This window comes from Citrobacter sp. RHBSTW-00881 (assembly GCF_013728515.1).
GTDB classification, from domain to species: Bacteria; Pseudomonadota; Gammaproteobacteria; order Enterobacterales; family Enterobacteriaceae; genus Citrobacter; species Citrobacter braakii.
The window spans coordinates 4,559,148-4,577,071 of sequence record NZ_CP056269.1 but is presented as its reverse complement, the minus strand read 5'-3'; the positions used below and the strand labels follow the sequence as shown (position 1 = coordinate 4,577,071).

At 46.6% G+C, this 17,924-nt stretch carries 21 protein-coding genes and 2 pseudogenes; 13 read left to right on the top strand and 10 right to left on the bottom strand.

Going from position 1 to position 17,924, the window contains the following annotated elements:
- Positions 1-33: 33 nt before the first annotated feature.
- The 8 genes and pseudogenes from queD to HV311_RS22060 form a co-directional block, all read right to left on the bottom strand.
- The gene (gene queD / locus HV311_RS22095) at positions 34-396 is read right to left on the bottom strand and encodes a 6-carboxytetrahydropterin synthase QueD (protein WP_032175795.1); all 363 of its coding nucleotides are present in this window, start codon (positions 394-396) and stop codon (positions 34-36) included.
- Positions 397-656: 260 nt separating this feature from the next.
- On the bottom strand, positions 657-1,046 hold the full coding sequence (locus HV311_RS22090) for a putative zinc ribbon protein (protein WP_032175796.1): 390 nt from the start codon (positions 1,044-1,046) through the stop codon (positions 657-659).
- A gap of 139 nt (positions 1,047-1,185) precedes the next feature.
- Positions 1,186-1,767 carry an inovirus-type Gp2 protein gene (locus tag HV311_RS22085; RefSeq protein ID WP_032175797.1) on the bottom strand — a complete coding sequence of 194 codons (582 nt, stop codon included), beginning with the start codon at positions 1,765-1,767 and terminating at the stop codon, positions 1,186-1,188.
- Positions 1,768-2,102: 335 nt separating this feature from the next.
- On the bottom strand, positions 2,103-2,480 hold the full coding sequence (locus HV311_RS22080; protein ID WP_131347512.1) for a putative zinc ribbon protein: 378 nt from the start codon (positions 2,478-2,480) through the stop codon (positions 2,103-2,105).
- 11 nt (positions 2,481-2,491) lie between these two features.
- Positions 2,492-3,025, bottom strand: a complete 534-nt coding sequence (locus tag HV311_RS22075; protein ID WP_174349110.1) for a secretoglobin family protein — start codon at positions 3,023-3,025, stop codon at positions 2,492-2,494.
- Positions 3,026-3,426: 401 nt separating this feature from the next.
- Complete coding sequence (locus tag HV311_RS28115; RefSeq protein WP_248180111.1) at positions 3,427-3,753, bottom strand: hypothetical protein; 327 nt, start codon at positions 3,751-3,753, stop codon at positions 3,427-3,429.
- 83 nt (positions 3,754-3,836) lie between these two features.
- Positions 3,837-4,040, bottom strand: a pseudogene (locus tag HV311_RS22065) (helix-turn-helix transcriptional regulator); the annotation flags it as partial.
- A 104-nt stretch (positions 4,041-4,144) separates the two neighbouring features.
- Positions 4,145-4,726 carry a rolling circle replication-associated protein gene (locus tag HV311_RS22060; protein ID WP_174349108.1) on the bottom strand — a complete coding sequence of 194 codons (582 nt, stop codon included), beginning with the start codon at positions 4,724-4,726 and terminating at the stop codon, positions 4,145-4,147.
- A gap of 462 nt (positions 4,727-5,188) precedes the next feature.
- On the opposite strand from HV311_RS22060, the gene HV311_RS22055 reads away from it, so the two are divergent.
- From HV311_RS22055 to HV311_RS21995, 13 genes and pseudogenes are all read left to right on the top strand, one after another.
- Entirely contained in the window at positions 5,189-6,100 is a 912-nt protein-coding gene (locus HV311_RS22055) for a hypothetical protein (RefSeq protein WP_326928878.1), read from the top strand.
- A gap of 98 nt (positions 6,101-6,198) precedes the next feature.
- Positions 6,199-7,062 carry a GTPase family protein gene (locus HV311_RS22050; protein WP_191220475.1) on the top strand — a complete coding sequence of 288 codons (864 nt, stop codon included), beginning with the start codon at positions 6,199-6,201 and terminating at the stop codon, positions 7,060-7,062.
- Positions 7,063-7,158: 96 nt separating this feature from the next.
- Positions 7,159-7,983 (top strand): DUF932 domain-containing protein, encoded by an 825-nt coding sequence (locus HV311_RS22045; protein WP_191220474.1) that lies wholly within the window; start codon positions 7,159-7,161, stop codon positions 7,981-7,983.
- A gap of 208 nt (positions 7,984-8,191) precedes the next feature.
- A complete protein-coding gene (locus HV311_RS22040; RefSeq protein WP_116541150.1) occupies positions 8,192-8,902 on the top strand; it encodes a DeoR family transcriptional regulator in 711 nt (236 codons plus the stop codon).
- Between the two features lie 25 nt (positions 8,903-8,927).
- On the top strand, positions 8,928-9,035 hold the full coding sequence (locus HV311_RS22035) for a DUF4339 domain-containing protein (RefSeq protein ID WP_116541151.1): 108 nt from the start codon (positions 8,928-8,930) through the stop codon (positions 9,033-9,035).
- 159 nt (positions 9,036-9,194) lie between these two features.
- Entirely contained in the window at positions 9,195-10,262 is a 1,068-nt protein-coding gene (locus HV311_RS22030) for a hypothetical protein (protein ID WP_008783819.1), read from the top strand.
- A 127-nt stretch (positions 10,263-10,389) separates the two neighbouring features.
- Entirely contained in the window at positions 10,390-10,617 is a 228-nt protein-coding gene (locus HV311_RS22025; protein ID WP_370655833.1) for a DUF905 family protein, read from the top strand.
- 85 nt (positions 10,618-10,702) lie between these two features.
- On the top strand, positions 10,703-11,161 hold the full coding sequence (locus tag HV311_RS22020) for an antirestriction protein (RefSeq protein ID WP_191220473.1): 459 nt from the start codon (positions 10,703-10,705) through the stop codon (positions 11,159-11,161).
- A gap of 8 nt (positions 11,162-11,169) precedes the next feature.
- On the top strand, positions 11,170-11,652 hold the full coding sequence (locus HV311_RS22015) for a JAB domain-containing protein (protein ID WP_058649301.1): 483 nt from the start codon (positions 11,170-11,172) through the stop codon (positions 11,650-11,652).
- Between the two features lie 8 nt (positions 11,653-11,660).
- On the top strand, positions 11,661-11,882 hold the full coding sequence (locus HV311_RS22010; RefSeq protein WP_174349103.1) for a DUF987 domain-containing protein: 222 nt from the start codon (positions 11,661-11,663) through the stop codon (positions 11,880-11,882).
- Positions 11,883-11,899: 17 nt separating this feature from the next.
- Complete coding sequence (locus tag HV311_RS22005) at positions 11,900-12,217, top strand: type IV toxin-antitoxin system YeeU family antitoxin (RefSeq protein ID WP_174349102.1); 318 nt, start codon at positions 11,900-11,902, stop codon at positions 12,215-12,217.
- Positions 12,218-12,237: 20 nt separating this feature from the next.
- Entirely contained in the window at positions 12,238-12,579 is a 342-nt protein-coding gene (locus HV311_RS22000; RefSeq protein WP_174349101.1) for a TA system toxin CbtA family protein, read from the top strand.
- 544 nt (positions 12,580-13,123) lie between these two features.
- Positions 13,124-14,377 (top strand): annotated as a pseudogene (locus HV311_RS21995) (tyrosine-type recombinase/integrase).
- A 41-nt stretch (positions 14,378-14,418) separates the two neighbouring features.
- Here the strand turns inward: HV311_RS21995 and HV311_RS21990 are convergent.
- Together HV311_RS21990 and HV311_RS21985 are read right to left on the bottom strand one after the other, a co-directional pair.
- On the bottom strand, positions 14,419-17,013 hold the full coding sequence (locus tag HV311_RS21990) for an HD domain-containing protein (protein ID WP_191220472.1): 2,595 nt from the start codon (positions 17,011-17,013) through the stop codon (positions 14,419-14,421).
- 344 nt (positions 17,014-17,357) lie between these two features.
- Complete coding sequence (locus HV311_RS21985) at positions 17,358-17,924, bottom strand: phage polarity suppression protein (protein ID WP_191220471.1); 567 nt, start codon at positions 17,922-17,924, stop codon at positions 17,358-17,360.

Sequence of the window (17,924 nt, the reverse complement as noted above, 5' to 3'; positions counted from 1 at the left end):
CAAATAAGGAATAGCTTCTGCTATTCTTTATTGTTATTCACCACGGTAGATGCAGCCTGCGGAGCATGTCTCTTTCACGACAACTGCGCTAAGGATCGGGAGTTGTGTCTTAATCTGATTCCAAATCCATTCAGCAAGCACTTCGCTGGTGGGGTTTTCCAAGCCTGGAATGTCATTGAGATAGTAATGATCCAGCCTATCTAAAGTCGGTTTAAAAATTGCTTTTAGTTCGGCAAAATCGATAATCCAACCGGTATGCTTATCCACTTCACCGGTAATCTCAAGGCGCACGACAAAAGAGTGGCCGTGTAAGCGGCCGCATTTATGGCCTTCCGGAACATTGGGAAGACGGTGTGCAGCTTCAAAGGTGAAATCTTTGTATAACGTAGTTTTCATGGTGACCTCATTTTTTGTTATACAGTAACAATAAGAACCAGGATTTCCTAGCATTTCTGAGTTAGTTACCACTACTCTATTGATAGACAAAAATATTCCGGTCGAGCTTAATCCGGGCTGTTTTCGAGTGTGAGCCTATGTGCAGGCTGAGTATGCAACTAAATTGCGGGTTATCGCCGGCCACTGCCCAACATTGATCGCTGCGCGTGGTTCCCACTTAATGGTTTAAAGATTGGCGACAAGAAAAAACCTCAGCATTCTCATGTTGCCACAGTTGCTGGAAGGCTGAAGTTTCCAGTACGACAAATCAGGCAGTATCGTTCACCATAGTAATTGGTCTTGCATTGTGTGCACTGCCAGTCGGCTTTACTGACTCTGGGGATAACATTGGGGAGGAAGCGCTGTAGCCGTCTGGTTAATTGACTTTCACCCGCATCAAGTTTCACATAAGGGCAATGTTGCTGACCATTATCGGTAAGGCCCGCTTCGATGTGCTCAAACCACGGACGCTCAGTTTCGTACTCAGGATGGTATTGCAGTGCGCTGTTGCAAAAATGGCAGGTGTAGCGGTCGTAGAGTGCAGTTTGCGCAGTACGGGCACCGGTCAGGCGACCGTTACCGTCGAGAGCGATAAAAGATTTGGCAAACATATTTCAGGTTCCTGTCAGACAACACGCAGGCGTAAGCCGTCCCGCAAGGGCAGACAGACGCCATATGTGTTAAGTGTGAGGGATAAGAATTAACAAGAGATGCGGTGGTTCAAACGATGGGAAGATGACGTAAATAAGCTCAGATAATCCGTTCCTCTGTACCGGTTCGGGGACGTCCGGTTAATGGGCGATCGGGTACTTCGTTGCACCCGTACAGTAATAAATCATTCTTCTGTTCAATCTTGGTCATGTACTCCAGTACCTGGCGCATGTTGGTAATGCTTCCCGGATCGCTGTAGTGCACCGGTATATTGATATCGGATTCGTAGTTCGGTTTATGTTCACAACGATAGTAACAGCCGTCATGTTCCGTGATTTCACGCCAGCATGCCCCGGCCTTCTCCATCCAGAAAAAGGGCTTCTGAGTCTTATTACCATCCAGCCAGAAAGCCACATGCGCATGGAACAGGTGATCCTCGGTCCATTCAATTACCCAGAAATAACCCACCACTGCGGACATACTCATCATCATATCCATGAGTTGACGGACGTCAGGCTCCAACTGGCGGTGATCCGGGTGGCGATATTTAACGGTATTATTTCGATAGAAAAGATCCAGCCGTATTACCCTCAGGCAGGAATAGCGATTAACCATCGCATTAATATGCGAATCAAGAACAGATTTCAGAAACCAGTCCGGTTCCCAGGTGCGTTTTTTCATAGCGTGACCTCCTGATCGCTGAGGACAGGATCAGTTTGAATGGATATGTGGGAGAGTAGCGACGCCCTGAAGCGGGCATCGTGGTAGTCGTGTCTGTGCGCCATACAGCAGTCAACATGCTGCGTGTTGCATACGCAGCAATGGGATACTGAGCGTGGGGGGAATTACAGGGAACAAACGTCAGGGATTATTGGGTTACAGACTGCAAAGAAAAAATAGATTACAGACAGGGAGTGAGTATTAATTATATTAATTAACCGAAATTAAAATGCCCCTGGTGACACCCTCTTTGCGAGCGGTAAAGCACTGGTGGTTCGTGAGTCCGAATACTCTGTTCATTCCTCCCGGCTGTATATCCCCGTTCTGCACTGAGGGCACCGTTTCTCACCGCCATACGACAGGCCGCACATCGTGCATCGCCACCGGGTGGTCGTCATAACCGGGGGCAACTGTGTCACGAGTTGCTGGAGTTTCTCTACGGCAGAAGACTTCCCATTGGCTGGTGCCAGGTAAGGGCACTGTAGCAGCGCTTCCGGTTGTCCATTGGGAATATCGTGTTCAAACCAGGGCGGTGATGCTCTGGTGGACGAATGGAAAATCAACGGGCACTGGCAGTGGTGACAGAACCATTCGTCCCCGGTTGAGTTAAGCTGGCTGATAGCGAAAATCTCACCCGTTTTGCGCTGTGCGATATAGCATTTCTGAATGTGCATGCTCCATGCCCTCAGAGTGGTTTACTGATACGAATGTATTCTTTAGTCAGTGCTGTCAGACAACTGAACTTTTTTTGTCGTGTGCTGATCCACTTTTTCAGTGTGTGGGGGAGTGGCAAATGCAATGCGTACCATGCTCCCAGATCAATCCCACCCACCAGTTCACACCAACACAGTAGCGTCAGCGATTCACGTATACCGGGCTGTGGATACTGGCGGATTAAAAGCTGCAACTGTTCAGCAAGGGCGCTCAATCCCAGTCGGTAACATTCACTGCGCAGCATACTCATCAGTGGAATCCCCTCAGCACGCTTGATAATGCGTCCCGGGACGGATTCTTCTTCCACAGTGCCAGCCTGCACAGCCTCCAGTAAAAACTGAGGAATAATGAGTAGGTCGGTAAAATCACCCGGTAACGGGCAGGTCGTCATGGTCAGCCTGTGCCACTTTTTGATTTCAGGCCGACAGAGCCCATGGGTGACATGCAACCGGGTAAGGTCATCAAGCCAGGCCTGGCAATGAGCTGTAAAAATGGTTGAATTCATCTGTAACGCCTTATTTTTAAATGGCAGACAGCAGCATTCCGCCTGCGTGAATCGGTGAAGGGGACGTTGTCTGCGGGAATTAATGGGGTTTTCGGGGAAAACGCGTTTTCTTTCGTCACGGGTGCGAACGTCGTTCGCAACTAAGCCTTCACTGATATCAGTGGCCGGTAAACAGCAGGTATTCATCCATCATCAGGGTGAAAACGGAATCGTTATCCTAGCGGTCACCCAGCCAGAGATACAGTGCTTCGTCTGGCTGTGAAGCCAGGCGCTCGAGCCAGAAGCAGGGATCCACTCCGCACATCAAATCGCGCCAGCACAGCCAGACAATCTTGTGTCAAATCTCCTGACTGGTCAGCCGCTGTAACATCCTCAGCAATGCCGTTGTATCGGGAACAACTTCAGCCGGCGCATTCGCTCAGCAATATGCCTTCGAGCATGGGATGGTGAAGCAGCATTGCGGTGTCTGAGTCCAGCCGGGTGGACATGTCCTCTGTTACAGTGATAACCGGCGTTTGGTTACGGTGAAATAGCCGGTTCAGAGCATGGGGGACAACAGCAGTGACCTGATCCGTGTCCGTGAACCAGAGCGAACCGAGGATGAGATGATGGCTGGCCTGAATATTCGGGTGACACAACCCGTGCCGTATATCCAGTCGGATAAAATCGTCCAGCCAGCGCTGGTAATGTTGCAGCAGGAAGTCATGACGGGAATGAGGCGTTTTCACGATAACGATGCCCCCGTATCTTTTACTGCGGTTATCGTAAGCGGGCGTTGTGGGTGGCTGGTCAGGGATGGCGTTGAATTAACGCCACGGGAAGCGTTAATTCGTTGTAGTAGCCAGACTTCCACCTCACTCTGCAACCAGCGGGAACTGCGGCCAAACTTGGTAGGTTTTGGAAACTCACCATCTTTGATGAGCTTGTAAAACCACTTATCGGTTAATCCGGTGAGACGGGTAATGAATGCCATATCGATAAACTGGTCTTCGAGCAGGGGTAAAGTCGTGGTCATGATGAGATCCTCCGGTAGCTAAAGGGAAACCGAAGAAGGGTTATGAATTACTGCTGCCCTCTCCGGCATAGCAACCGGTGGTGCTGTAAAAAAGTGTCGTTAGCTTATTTTGTTTTTCTAGGTCTGCCCTGTCTTGTAGGTTCAGGATCCTCATTACATCCCCAAATCAGATAACCATTCTTCTGGGATTCTTTCGTCAGATAGCTGGCAATACGCCTCAAACTTTTAACTTCTTCGTCGTTGTTATAGTCAACGACGTTATTGATGTTGTCCTGGTAGCAGTCCTTCGGTTTGCAACGTTCGTATTTCCCTTCGTCGTTAGTTATCTTCCGCCACAATTCACCTGTCTGCTCAATAAGCGGAAATGACTTCTGATGTTTCTGTCCTTTGAGATAAAAAATGGCATGTGCGTGGATGGCATTTGTCTTTGTCCATTCCAGTACCCAGAAACAGCCACAGAATTGAGACATTTGCATTACAGCCTGGGTTAACTCCCGGAGGCTATCCTGTATCTCAAATGAGGAATTACGAATGAATCGGTTGGTACTTCGCTGATAATCAAAATCCATTCGAAACGCCAGTATTTTGGAGTGACATGCCAGGATCTGATTAAGATGGTGATTGATCATATTCAGCAGAAAATCATTTGGTGTGAATTTTTTAAAGTGTGGGTAATGTCTTTGCATTGTTCTGTTCCTTTGGATGAATTCAAAGGAAATGGCACATCTGTTTTTTGTCTCTTTAAGGATGCTTATAAAGCAGGGTCCAATCGCTTTTGACGGATATTAATTATCCTGCTGTGGGGATGTTAGATGGCTATAAATTGAGATCTACTCTCTATAATACCAATTAACCTTAATTATTTTTTGACCTGATGGCACTCCACAGTTTCCCTATGGCTTTTACATTTATATTGCCTGCTATCCGTGACAGCCGTCGGGGTGACACATAGCCAATTTTTAGTGTTCCAAGTAAACGTTCTACATGATGTACGTCAAAGTTTCTCAGGTATCATTGAAATCCAGGAATGTAGTGCACGTTGAAAGGCTTGTGATAACAAAAAAATGACGTAGTCTACTACGTAGAGTGCTACGATTTTTTCTACGATTGTTGTTACGTTTGAGGTTATGATGAGTGCAGGAAAAAGAGTGACCAGTCTCTGGACGAAAAGAGTAAATTTATGGCTTTACTGGGATATCTTTCGCTCAGCATTAATGCATGTTGATGAGTCTCGTGAAATAGTGGGAAGAATAGATGATGCCAATCTTTTCAAAGAGTCTTGCATTAACTGTATGAATAAAAAAGAAATGGTTGAATATGGGAGTGCGGAGGGATTCTTTGAAAAGAGTAAACGAGAGGTTGAGGGTAAATTAATACCTTTTAGTGAACTTGAGTGGATTAATTGTGAGCGTTCTTTGTCATTTGTTTCTAATTACATTCATTCCGAATATAAGCTATATACCAATAATAAAAACCCCTCTCTTCTTGATATCACTTTACCTGAATGGAGCCTTGATTCTGACAAGGGTGGTGTAAATTATGAGGGGTTAATTCTTTTGATCGACTATCAATGTCGTGTATCAAGCTTTAACCATATCCGCTCAAACTTAGAGCGTTTGAAAAACTCTTGGCTCCGTATCCAGAAAAAATTTGGCAATCCGTTCTGGTTCTCATCCACCAGATATGATGCTAAATACTTGGCGGATTATCAGTGGGTGATGTCTTACTTCGATAAGAACAAAATGATTAATGGTAATGTTGATTTTTGGTTTGAAAAAAATTTGAATCTGAAAGTTCATTCAATCTTTGATCAATGGGTTGAGAATAAATCCGATGCTGAAGGTGAATTGTTTATTATAAAAACAAAAAAAACATGGGGTCAGAAAAAATTCAGAGATAGTGTTGCAAACAAAAAAGTTCTCAATACCTATATTAGCAAAGACAGTAAGAGACAGCTTGATTATCTAGCAAGCCAAAATGAAATGAAAATCAATGAATTGATTGAGATGCTGATCAATGATGCATACGCAAAAGCTAAACTGAAAAGTTGGGAGAATTAAAAAAGATCACAGATATATATCATCACTCTGAACATACCCCATTAACGGCAGAATCTCGTGGTTCTGCCGTTTTTGTATTCTTTTTCGGAGGAGCAGTAATGAAACAATTTGACGGTCTGCAGTCACTGCAGCAACCGCTTTCCGGCCTGCCCCAGTGGGTCTCTGAACGCATTCTGCAGCAGATAAATCAGTTAACCCACTACGAGCCAGTAATAGGCATTATGGGGAAAACCGGCGCGGGCAAGAGCAGTCTGTGCAATGCGCTGTTTGCCGGGGACGTTTCACCGGTCAGCGACGTGGCTGCCTGCACACGCGAACCCATGCGCTTTCGCCTGCAGCTCGGCAAACGCTTTATGACAATTATGGACCTACCCGGTGTTGGAGAGTCTGAACTACGGGATGCTGAATATGCCGCACTCTACCGTGAACAACTTCCCCGGCTCGACCTGATGCTGTGGTTGATCAAGGCCGATGATCGAGCGCTGGCGGTGGATGAGCATTTTTACCGGGAGGTGATTGGTGAGGCATACCGGCATAAGGTGTTGTTTGTTATCAGTCAGTCCGACAAGGTTGAACCCACCTGCGGTGATGAAAAGCTGTCTACAGAGCAGAAACAGAATATCAGCCGAAAAATCTGTCTGCTGCATGAGTTGTTCCAACCTGTAAACCCTGTCTGTGCGGTGTCGGTACGTTTGCAGTGGGGGCTGCGGGTGATGGCTGAACGGATGATTCGTTGCCTGCCACGGGAGGCCAGTAGTCCGGTGGCGGTACAGCTTAGTGTTCCACTTCGTACCGATGCCGTTAATAAAAAAGCCCGTGACGATTTTGGTGAAACAGTCGGCTCGGTACTGGACACAATAAGTTCCATGCCACTGATACCGCCCCCAATACGGGCAATCATTCAGGCTGCACGCGACACCGTGGTATCGGTCGCTCGTGCTGTCTGGAATTTCTTCTTCTGAACACTTAACCCTTCTAACCCGTAGTTTCCTGAGCCCTGTCGCGATTGAGCGGCAGGGCTTTTCTGTCTTTATTTTCCCATCATGAGGAGTCTGCTTATGACCCGTCTGGCCTCGCGCTTTGGCGCAGCAAACCTTATTCGTCGTGACCGCCCGTTAACCCGTGAAGAGTTGTTTCGTGTGGTGCCCAGCGTATTCAGCGAGGATAAACACGAATCCCGCAGTAAACGTTATACCTATATTCCGACTATCTCCCTCCTGGACAGCCTGCAGCGCGAAGGCTTTCAGCCATTCTTTGCCTGTCAGACCCGGGTACGTGACCCGAATCGTCGGGAACACACAAAGCACATGTTGCGTCTGCGCCGGGAGGGACAGATCACCGGTAAACAGGTCCCGGAAATTATTCTGCTCAACTCCCATGATGGCACCAGCTCGTATCAGATGCTGCCGGGATTATTTCGTGCGGTATGCCAGAACGGCCTCGTCTGCGGTGAGTCGTTTGGCGAGGTGCGGGTGCCGCACAAAGGGGATGTGGTGAGTCAGGTGATTGAAGGGGCGTATGAAGTGCTGGGTATTTTTGACCGTGTGGAAGAGAAGCGGGATGCCATGCAGTCGCTGATGCTGCCGCCACCTGCACAACAGGCTTTGGCACAGGCTGCACTGACGTACCGTTTTGGTGAGGACCACCAGCCGGTGACAGCACCTCAGATACTCTCCCCACGCCGCTGGCAGGATGAGAGCAATGATCTGTGGACCACATACCAGCGTATTCAGGAGAACCTGATTAAGGGCGGGCTCAGTGGCCGGAGTGCAAAAGGCGGGCGAACACATACCCGCGCCGTGCGTGGTATCGACGGAGATGTGAAGCTCAACCGGGCTCTCTGGGTGATGGCGGAAGCTATGCTGAGTGGGTTTCAGTCCTGAGAGTGTTATCGCCATGTTAACAAAGGACGCTCCCTGTCCGTTTTACCTCCATTGGATTGAGTGTTTTATCACCGCATTTCACGGTGTGCCGCGTCGGGCCTGCCTCCGGTGGCAGAGAAAAAATAGTTCATTCCATGTCCATACCCTGTCCGCCCCCCTCTTTAGAATCATTTCATATTCAGTCAGTTAATTATTACGGAGATTCGAGATGACACAGGCAGAGCGCCGTCATGACCGGCTGGCTGTCAGGCTGTCACTGATAATCAGCCGCCTGGTTGCCGGTGAAACGCTGAACATGACGCGGCTTGCTGCAGAGTTTGGAGTGTCAGTCCGTACCCTGCGACGGGATTTTCGTGAACGGCTGATGTACCTCGACCTTGAGTATCGACGGGGGCAATGCCGCCTGCGCAGCACCGGTGGGGGCGTACAGGGGGAACTCGATGCGCTGACCTTCGCGCACCGGGCCGGACTGGCCGATATTTTTCCGGGGCTGGACCGGCGTCTGGCGGGCATGCTGCTCACTGCAGGAGGGATGCCGTGTCTGGTATGGCAGCCGCCACAGTCTGTGTCACCGGCCAGCTCACTGGTCTTCTACCGTCTTGTCAGTGCCATTACTGCCTGCCAGCGGGTACTGTTGCTGGCCGAGGGAGAGCGCTGTGACGGGCTGGCCCCGTACCGCCTGATATCACTCGACGGCTGCTGGTACCTCACTGGTGAACTTAACGGGTATATCACCGTGCATCCTCTGGCGACTATCCATGCGGTGACGGTTCTGAACACCACTTTTACCCCGCTAAAACGTCTCAGCCAGTTAACCACACAGGCGGGCTTTATCCGGGCTCTTCCGCACTTCAGCTGTATCCGCGAAGTCCTGTCTCCTGGTCCCTCTGAGGAGAAGCCGGACAACACACTAATTTAATAACCTCTGTTAAGAAGGAAAAGCAATGACCTGGCATTACGAGAAAAATGGCATACGTTACGGCAATATGACCAAAGACGACCTCATCGGCCTGATTTTACGCGGTGAAGCGAACGCTACCGCACTGGTGTAATGGCATTAACTTAAGGAACAGAAATCAATTTCAACAACGCTCATGGTAACTGTACTGAATCGAAACGACTATCCAACGTAACTGCCATATTTAAGTTAGCCAGGATGTTTGCCGATAGTTATTAACTGATGTTTTTTTAAATTTTCAAAGAGGATAGCTGTGAAAATATTATTGATTGTCCTGACTCTATGTTTGAGCTTTAGCGTTAAAGCCACCCCGATGGAGGCTGCTGCCAACTGCACCGATAATTGCCCTTATCCTAGCGAGCTGTACAAATCAGACAAAGCATTTGCGGATGCCTTAGCCGGGAACTTGCGTGCTATTGGGATTAAGGACGCTTTTACCAGAACCGGCGCGCTTAATGGCACTGAATCGCCGGTAAGCTCGTATCAATATAAAGGCGATACCGTGATTACCGGCTCAATTTGCGCCAGTGACTGTTTTACCCACTTCAATTTCATCTACAACGTCGTTACCAAAACAGCCGCATCTGTATATATCGAAGGTGATAAAGCTACTTTGATGGGTAAGCCACCAGAGGACGTTACTAACTTTCTGCTAAAAGATGAAAATATTGCCACCACAACTATCGCCCCTTTAGCACCAAAGGGACCATCTGAGAGTGGAGAAAATTCAGACAAAACTATCTGGGAACTAAAAGACAAGAGCGGGCGGCTGTTGGGGGATGTGTGCGCTGGAAAACCGGGTACCTGCGCCATCGTAATGAACACGACAAACCTCGTGGCCGTAGTTAATCATAAATCTCTCAACGGATGCGCCATGGGAGATTTCTACGTCGTAAGTAGACCTGAGCAGTTTTGGAGTCAGTACGATACAGGCACCTGCAGCAGAGACGCCTATTTTGCTGAAGGGACAATGAATAATGGTCAATATCGTACAATCGATGTTCACCTTAATGGAGAACTGGTCAAACGTTTCCCAATCGAATACTGGTCATTGGCAAAATCCTTTTCCGGCAGTAACCGTCCGAAATGGAAGGAAAAGGAATATGGTAGAGGTTCTATTTACCAAACTAACGAAGAGCCGATGGAGAAACCAACTTACACCCCAGAGGAATTGGAAAAAATGGAGGCTGCGCAAAAAATGGGGGGGCGTGGTTTTTCTGGTACCTCAAACGACATTAATCAAGCTGTAAACGATGCCGGTGGGATTATGAATTATATAAAGAAGACAACAGGAACAGATAAAGATCAGACACAAAAATAATCCGCCTCACTACCATGTAAGCGCTCTATTTTTGGGCGATTAGAAATTGAGAATCAAGGTACTTAGCTTAGCCCCTGTGCTCATGTTGCGGGGGTTAATTTTACTTAAAGTCTATGTGAAAGCAGAAATTATTTTTTCCTTCACGCAAATCATTCATCCAGTAGCAGCTGAAGTTGTTAGTTACCTGAATAACAACATGCCCCTCGAAGATTGCAAGCATATCCACTTTAGCCCAGCGATTCGCTGTTCTGAAAGCTGGATGGTCTGGCGGGCGTGGTGCTTTGAACCGGATGCCGGTGAAGGGCTTAACCGTTATATTCTGCAGTATGGCATCCTCAGAGCATCCTCCTCCTGACCACACCCATTCATCATCCCTGCATGTCCTTTATTTCCCATACGCCAGCCATCGTCGCTGGCGTTTTTATTGACGGAGAATATCCATGACGACACAAACGCAATGCAAATTGATGTCCGCTAATGAACCTCAATTTGACCTTACTGCATCACCAGTACCTGACGAGCAGCGTCTCGATTTCTGGCCGCTGCACTTTGGTGCTATCACACAGTGGATAACGCTGGAACCCCGTATTTTCGCCTGGATGGACCGCTTCTGTGATGAGTACAGCGGTGGTATCTGGTCCTTTTACACGCTCAGCAATGGCGGCGCGTTTATGGCTCCTGATGCTGACAGTGACGATAAATGGCATCTTTTCAACAGCATGAACGGTAATGGTGCGCAAATGAGCGCAGAAGCCGCAGGTATTGCTATCTGCCTGATTGAATACAGCCATCACGCCTGTCGCACCGAATGCGATGCCATGACGGAGCACTATTACCGCCTGCTGGATTACGCCCTGCAGCACCCTGAATCCCACGCCATTTTTCGCATTATTGATTAAGGATATTCATGATAGAACAGTCACTTATCCCACAGGCTCCGGCACTTCCACTGACCGCACAACGTACGGTAAAACGCGCCTTAACCCTGCTTGACCGACACCTGCGCGAAACAGGCGTGGCATTTACCTCCACTCAGGCTGCCCGTGACTGGCTGAAACTGAAAATGGCGGGGCTGGAGCGCGAAGAGTTTATGGTGCTGTACCTGAATCAGCAGAACCAATTGATTGCCCATGAAACCCTGTTTGCCGGTTCCATTAGCAGCACCGAGGTACATCCCCGTGAGGTGGTCAAACGCGCCCTGTACTTCAATGCAGCAGCAGTGATACTGGCGCATAACCACCCCTCCGGCGATACCACGCCCAGCCAGGCAGATAAGACCATAACGCAGCGTCTGGTGCAGGCGCTTCAGCTCGTTGATATCCGTGTGCCTGACCACCTTATCGTCGGTGGTACGCAGATATTGTCGTTCGCTGAGCATGGTCTGCTTTGAGGTATTACATGAAAATTATCAGTAAACGCCGGGCGATGACAATTTACCGTCAGCATCCAGCCTCACGCATTTTTCGATACTGCATCGGCAGATACCAGTGGCACGGCAGTGTCTGTCATTACATCGGTAAGGTAGTTCCTGACATTCCCGGCGTGCTGGCGGTATACGCCGAACGCCGCCAGGACCGCAATGGACCTTATACCTGTCTGATGAGTATCACCCTGAACTGACAATAAAGAGGTTATAAATGAGCAATCCCACATGGGGCCTGCAGCGGGATATCACGCCGTGCCTGGGAGCACGTCTGGTGCAGGAGAGCAACCGACTGCACTATCTGGCTGACCGGGCAAGTATCACCGGTAAGTTTAGTGATGTCGAAAGCCTGAAGTTGGATGTCGTATTTCCACATTTTATCAGCCAGATGGAGTCGATGCTGACCACTGGTGAAATGAATCCTCGCCATGCCCACTGCGTCACCCTGTATCACAACGGTTTTACCTGCGAAGCCGATACCCTTGGCAATTGCGGCTACGTATACATCGCTGTTTATCCCACTCAACGCTAACTAATTTCACGAGAGCAAGCATGAAAACTCTACCTGCAACAACTCAGCAGGCGGCGAAGCTATGTCTGTCGCCTGTGGCTGTCTGGCAAATGCTGCTGACACGTCTGCTGAAGCAACACTATGGTTTGGCCCTGAACGACACGCCGTTCAGTAATGAAACGGTTATTCAGGAACACATTGATGCCGGTATCACGCTGGCCGATGCCGTTAACTTTCTGGTGGAAAAATACGAGCTGATTCGAATAGATCGCAAAGGATTTAGCTGGCAGGAACAATCCCCTTATCTCCGGGCTGTCGATATCCTGCGGGCACGACAGGCAACTGGCTTGTTACGAAGAAACTGTAATAACTCTGCGTTGTGAATATTGCGAACTATCTCCCGATTTACACCGCCGATCTTTGTTCCTTGTTTACTCATTGCATAATGCGCCTGCTGGTACTGGTGGGTGCGTTTACTTTTTTACGGAAAAAATACCATGCAAACTGAAGTCGTAGTTTTAACCGACCGAAATATTATCCGGAGATGCTACCTCCCGATAATAAAAAACGCCCCAGGCTGAAATGATGCAATCGGGTATAATCACAGCGCCATCTTTGAGTTGGTTTATGTGCTGCGTTAAGCGCTAATTTTTGAAAGAAAATAGTTGAGTATATAACTGAGTATATATCATCAATGCATTAACAATTAATAACTTGTAATTCAGTTGATTAACTTTGAAATTCGAGTCCGGCCTTCGGCACCATTAGTACTTCCAAGATCATCCGAGAAAGTCCAATTATCCCTTAAGAATCAATGCTTGCAGCGATTTTTACGTCCTGAGTCGTCCGAGGTAGTCCGTTGAAATCCGGATGTCATTGGGGGCATAATTGGGGGCATCTTAACTTCGATTAGAAATGTGCCCCCAAATGAAGCTCAACGCCAAACAGGTCGAGACCGCAAAGCCAAAAGACAAAACTTATAAAATGGCCGATGGCGGCGGTTTGTATCTCGAAGTTTCGGCCAAGGGTTCTAAATACTGGCGCATGAAATACAGACGCCCCTCAGACAAAAAAGAAGATCGCCTCGCTTTTGGTGTTTGGCCTACTGTGACGCTTGCTCAGGCAAGAGCAAAGCGCGACGAAGCTAAAAAGCTGTTAGTGCAGGGCATCGATCCAAAAGTTGAACAGAAAGAAGCTCAGGCCGAGAATTCGGGGGCATATACTTTCGAAACAATCGCATGTGAATGGCATGCCAGTAACAAGCGCTGGAGTGAAGACCATCGATCGCGCGTACTTCGCTATCTTGAGCTTTATATTTTCCCTCATATCGGTTCGTCCGACATTCGCCAGCTCAAAACCAGTCACCTATTAGCCCCGATTAAAAAAGTTGATGCCAGTGGTAGGCATGATGTTGCTCAGCGCCTGCAACAGCGAGTTACGGCCATTATGCGTTATGCCGTACAGAACGATTACATCGACTCAAATCCAGCCAGTGATATGGCCGGTGCGCTATCGACAACCAAAGCGCGACATTACCCCGGTTTACCCTCTAGCCGATTCCCAGAGTTTCTTGCTCGTCTTGCTGCTTATCGTGGCCGTGTGATGACACGGATCGCTGTCGAGCTTTCCTTACTCACTTTTGTGCGTTCCAGTGAGTTACGTTTCGCGCGTTGGGATGAGTTTGACTTCGATAAATCTCTCTGGCGTGTACCTGCAAAACGAGAAGAAATTAAAGGTGTGCGTTACTCGTACCGAGGCATGAAGATGAAAGAGGAGCATATCGTTCCGCTTAGTCGGCAGGCGATGATTTTGTTAGAGCAACTTAAGCAGATTAGTGGCGATAAAGAGCTGTTGTTCCCAGGAGATCATGACGCAACTAAGGTTATGAGTGAAAACACGGTAAACAGCGCTTTACGTGCAATGGGTTAGGACACGAAAACCGAAGTTTGCGGGCATGGTTTTAGGACGATGGCGCGTGGTGCGATGGGTGAGTCTGGATTGTGGAGCGATGATGCTATAGAACGCCAATTGAGTCATTAAGAACGTAATAATGTTCGTGCTGCCTACATTCACACTTCAGAGCATTTAGATGAGCGTAGGCTGATGGTGCAGTGGTGGGCTGATTACCTTGATGGAAACATAAGTGAGGGGATAACACCTTATGATTTTGCAAAAAAATAATATGGCTGACTGTGCTACATAGAAATCAGCCAAGTTATTTTTTAATCCATTTTTTTATATATGCTGGTATGTCGTGTTATCTCTGTTCCATTGACGTAACCGACAACTCTATAGCCCTCATCATCTTCCGTGAACTCCCCCCAAACATCTCGCATTGTGGCTTCTAAAAGGTCATAATATTTTATTTCAGGCATGTTGAATTTTGACATTATATCATCTAGGGTAATGTTATTGTTTTGTGAATAATGTGACTGCCTTATTGGTGCTAAAATAACATTGTCATTTAAAATTAAGCTTCCTTCAAATTCTGATGGTTTGATGTCGTCGTCATCTTCATAGTCAATTGAACCATTTACAACGATTATTTCATCTTGTTCCCGTAAAAGAGATTTTATGTCGGAAAGATAACAGCGCTCATGGCCAATGTACCATACTCTCAAGTCCTCATCTGGAATAAGCGCATGTAAGCGTAGTAAATATGTTGTCAGTAACAGCGGTTCAGATTTTACTATTTGATATGCCCAATCTTTCCAGCATTCCATAGGGTAATCTGGTAAAGCATCATTTCTTTCAGCTTTTTCATTATTTGAAATAGATCTGCATATTCCCTGTAGACCGTAAATTTGGCCTGCGCGAGCTCCTTTAAATGAAACAACTGCCGAAGGTCTTTCTGTCACATAATAGTATGGCGCCTCTACGATTCTTAATCGGCCAACAACCTCTCCATTATACTTCAAGGGGTAAAGTCTTTTGGCTTCATTGCCATTATGTATCCGGGAAAGTAGTTCTTCATCTGATATTGTTTTCCAGTCATCCGCTGTTAAAATTGTTTCCTTAATTCCATTATAGCTTAGTGTTATATTTATCTCACATGAAGGAAAAATCCATTTTATAAGGTTTGAAAATCCCTTATGTATATATTTTTCATTCGACTCACCATCCTCATCTAATGGGCTAGGAGCGATCTCAAATATATCTTCTATAAAGTTATACTTTTGTTTTTTTTTCAATATTAATAATTTTTGGAAGTTTTCGGCATCTATTGTAAAAGACACTTTTGTGCCATGCCTCTTGATGCGTTCATCTTCAGTTGGTTGCGAAATAAATGGTCTTTCATTAAGTCCATTGGGGAAGGTAAGCTTCCAGTGAGTTCCACTTTCATCTGTTTTTGATCTGTAACGATTAGTTATGACACTGACTTTGTTCGATAACATAAATACAGAATAGAACCCTATGCCAAATTGCCCTATGGAGCTGAATCCAGTTTGGGATAACTTTGGATGCTCGTACCGTACATCATCGCAACTCCATAAGGACTTACCAAAATCAAGAAGAATATCAGATAAGACATACCTGCTCATGCCTAAGCCATTGTCCGAAATTGTTATTGACCAGTCTCCATTTTCAATTTTTTGCAAATTAATATTTATTGCACCTTCATTGTCTTCCAGATATCCAAGTTTTCTTGCAGCAAAAATCGCATCCAGTCCGTTCTGAATTAGCTCCCTTATGCCTACGTGTTTCTTTTCTCCATACAAGGCTTTACCACCTAGGGTAGAAATCAATCTTGGTAAGTTACTTACATGAATAGATATATCTTCAGGCTCCCAGCCTTCAGCCTTAACATATTTAGAAAAGTTACTAGGGGTATCTACAGCTAAAACTTTTCTTGCTTCGAATGGTTCTCTCCCCGCTTCAGATAAGTAATTATAGGCATCATGCAACTCGGTGTTTATCATTTTTGCAGTGTCAAAAGCAAGCCACCAAGAATTTCTTTCATTTTCAGTGAAAGATGATCCTGAAGATATTCTTAAAAAATTATTATTTGTTAAGGTTGCTCGACCTAACTTATTTTGAAAGTGCCAATGTTCCCTAGATATCCCTTCAGGAGAAAGGAAACTGTATGAGTATATTGGTGCCCTTCGAGAATCTATATGTGCTGCGTCCGCCGTTCTTAATATAAATGCTATTTTTAAAGCATCTACTTCCCATGTGTTATTGTCAAAAAATGCTGGAGCATTAACTCTTCGCTCTAGAAAAGTATCGTAGACTTTTTTTGAACTCCAGTGATGACTCTCTGCTATTTCACCGATTAACTCACTGTAATAGTTTCTAATTTCTTCATCAGATATTAAGAAATAATAACTATTTGATGCCTCAGATTTCCATGAGCGTTTTATAAGCGATCGAGCTTGATGTGCATGCAATTGTCTCACAATTTCAAATATGGCTTTTTTTTCTTCAGCAGAACCATGCTCCGGCTCAATGTTATTGAACTTTAATGATATTAGATCTTTCCATTCATCTTTTTCTTTAAGCGCTTCAAATCCACCTTCATAAGCGACACTTACATGAGCAGCATCATGTAATAGGAATGCACCTCCTAATACATAAGCTTCCATCGGATTTAAATATAATCTCTCGCCAATTATTTGATCGGAAACCTCCCACAAAGAATCAATGTGGGTAATGTCATGAATAGTTAATCCAGGCAATTCTGTTTCAATATTTTTGACTAGCGCTTCAACTTTCTTTCTAAAATCAAGGAAGCTGTTTCTTAATTTTTCAATGCCTTTGTCATCGCTTTTTCCCAAAGTTGACTGCCAGAGTGTAGACTTTTCGAATGTATATTCCATGAAAATTCCTTTTGAACAAAAGAGGATAGTTTTCATACATTACTATTTGTCTGAGCTATCTTCAATATGTTCATTATTGTAAATAAATAATATATATAAGTTAATCGTGCAAAAAAGTTATCAAGAGAATTAATTGGTTATAGTTGCGCGCAATGCTCTCCCCGCCACGCCTGCCCGCTTTGTAGGGTAGTTTTCATGCAGGTGCATGAACCGGCTCAGGCCGTGCCGGTACTGGCGCGGTGGGGAAAATAAAATACGGGGATTTGCATGCAAAACCATGCACCTTATGGATGCATGGCTTTTTTCGGAAAAAATAGCGGAATTTTCGCGGATTTTTTTGCGTGCTACCGTGCGGCCAGTTCTGCACGTCGGCGGGTGTAAATCAGGTTCTGTGTCGGAGTGAATTTCTGGCGATTATCATCCCGCGAAGCCGCATCAGGCCTGAATCCGATGGCCGTTAAAATGTCGCTGTCCTGCGCGGAATAATTAATTTTTTCACCGGCGGCCAGCCACACCGACAGGGCTTCACGCAGATAATCAACCGAGTGCTGCATGGCGCTCTGTTTTACTGCGGGAAGCTGTTTGTTATACCCCATCAGCTCAGGTGCCAGCGTGGCGGCCAGCTCTGCGCCGTGCTGCTGCATAAAGTCATGGAGCCGGTTGCGGATGCTGATGTGCTGCACCTCCTCATGTGAACGGATATAGCGACCGGCGGCCTGATTAATCTCCCATTTTTTCACGTCGATATTGTCGCGCAAATCCTGCATTCTGCGCGGGATTTGTTCGTCACCGGCAAGGAGCTGTTCACGGTATTCCCGTTCAAGGTCAGCCAGTTCGGCTTTACGTTTCAGCCAGGTGTTTTTGTTCGTCTGACAGGCCTCAAAGGTCTGCTGTAATGTCACAGTGGTCAC

Coding starts and splice junctions, on each gene's coding strand:
- queD (WP_032175795.1), bottom strand. CDS start 396: ATGAAAACTACGTTATACAAAGATTTCACCTTTGAAGCTGCACACCGT.
- HV311_RS22060 (WP_174349108.1), bottom strand. CDS start 4,726: ATGCAAAGACATTACCCACACTTTAAAAAATTCACACCAAATGATTTT.
- HV311_RS22085 (WP_032175797.1), bottom strand. CDS start 1,767: ATGAAAAAACGCACCTGGGAACCGGACTGGTTTCTGAAATCTGTTCTT.
- HV311_RS22010 (WP_174349103.1), top strand. CDS start 11,661: ATGAAAATTATCAGTAAACGCCGGGCGATGACAATTTACCGTCAGCAT.
- HV311_RS21990 (WP_191220472.1), bottom strand. CDS start 17,013: ATGGAATATACATTCGAAAAGTCTACACTCTGGCAGTCAACTTTGGGA.
- HV311_RS22005 (WP_174349102.1), top strand. CDS start 11,900: ATGAGCAATCCCACATGGGGCCTGCAGCGGGATATCACGCCGTGCCTG.
- HV311_RS22090 (WP_032175796.1), bottom strand. CDS start 1,046: ATGTTTGCCAAATCTTTTATCGCTCTCGACGGTAACGGTCGCCTGACC.
- HV311_RS22075 (WP_174349110.1), bottom strand. CDS start 3,025: ATGAATTCAACCATTTTTACAGCTCATTGCCAGGCCTGGCTTGATGAC.
- HV311_RS22015 (WP_058649301.1), top strand. CDS start 11,170: ATGATAGAACAGTCACTTATCCCACAGGCTCCGGCACTTCCACTGACC.
- HV311_RS22080 (WP_131347512.1), bottom strand. CDS start 2,480: ATGCACATTCAGAAATGCTATATCGCACAGCGCAAAACGGGTGAGATT.
- HV311_RS22040 (WP_116541150.1), top strand. CDS start 8,192: ATGACACAGGCAGAGCGCCGTCATGACCGGCTGGCTGTCAGGCTGTCA.
- HV311_RS22035 (WP_116541151.1), top strand. CDS start 8,928: ATGACCTGGCATTACGAGAAAAATGGCATACGTTACGGCAATATGACC.
- HV311_RS22045 (WP_191220474.1), top strand. CDS start 7,159: ATGACCCGTCTGGCCTCGCGCTTTGGCGCAGCAAACCTTATTCGTCGT.
- HV311_RS22020 (WP_191220473.1), top strand. CDS start 10,703: ATGACGACACAAACGCAATGCAAATTGATGTCCGCTAATGAACCTCAA.
- HV311_RS22000 (WP_174349101.1), top strand. CDS start 12,238: ATGAAAACTCTACCTGCAACAACTCAGCAGGCGGCGAAGCTATGTCTG.
- HV311_RS22050 (WP_191220475.1), top strand. CDS start 6,199: ATGAAACAATTTGACGGTCTGCAGTCACTGCAGCAACCGCTTTCCGGC.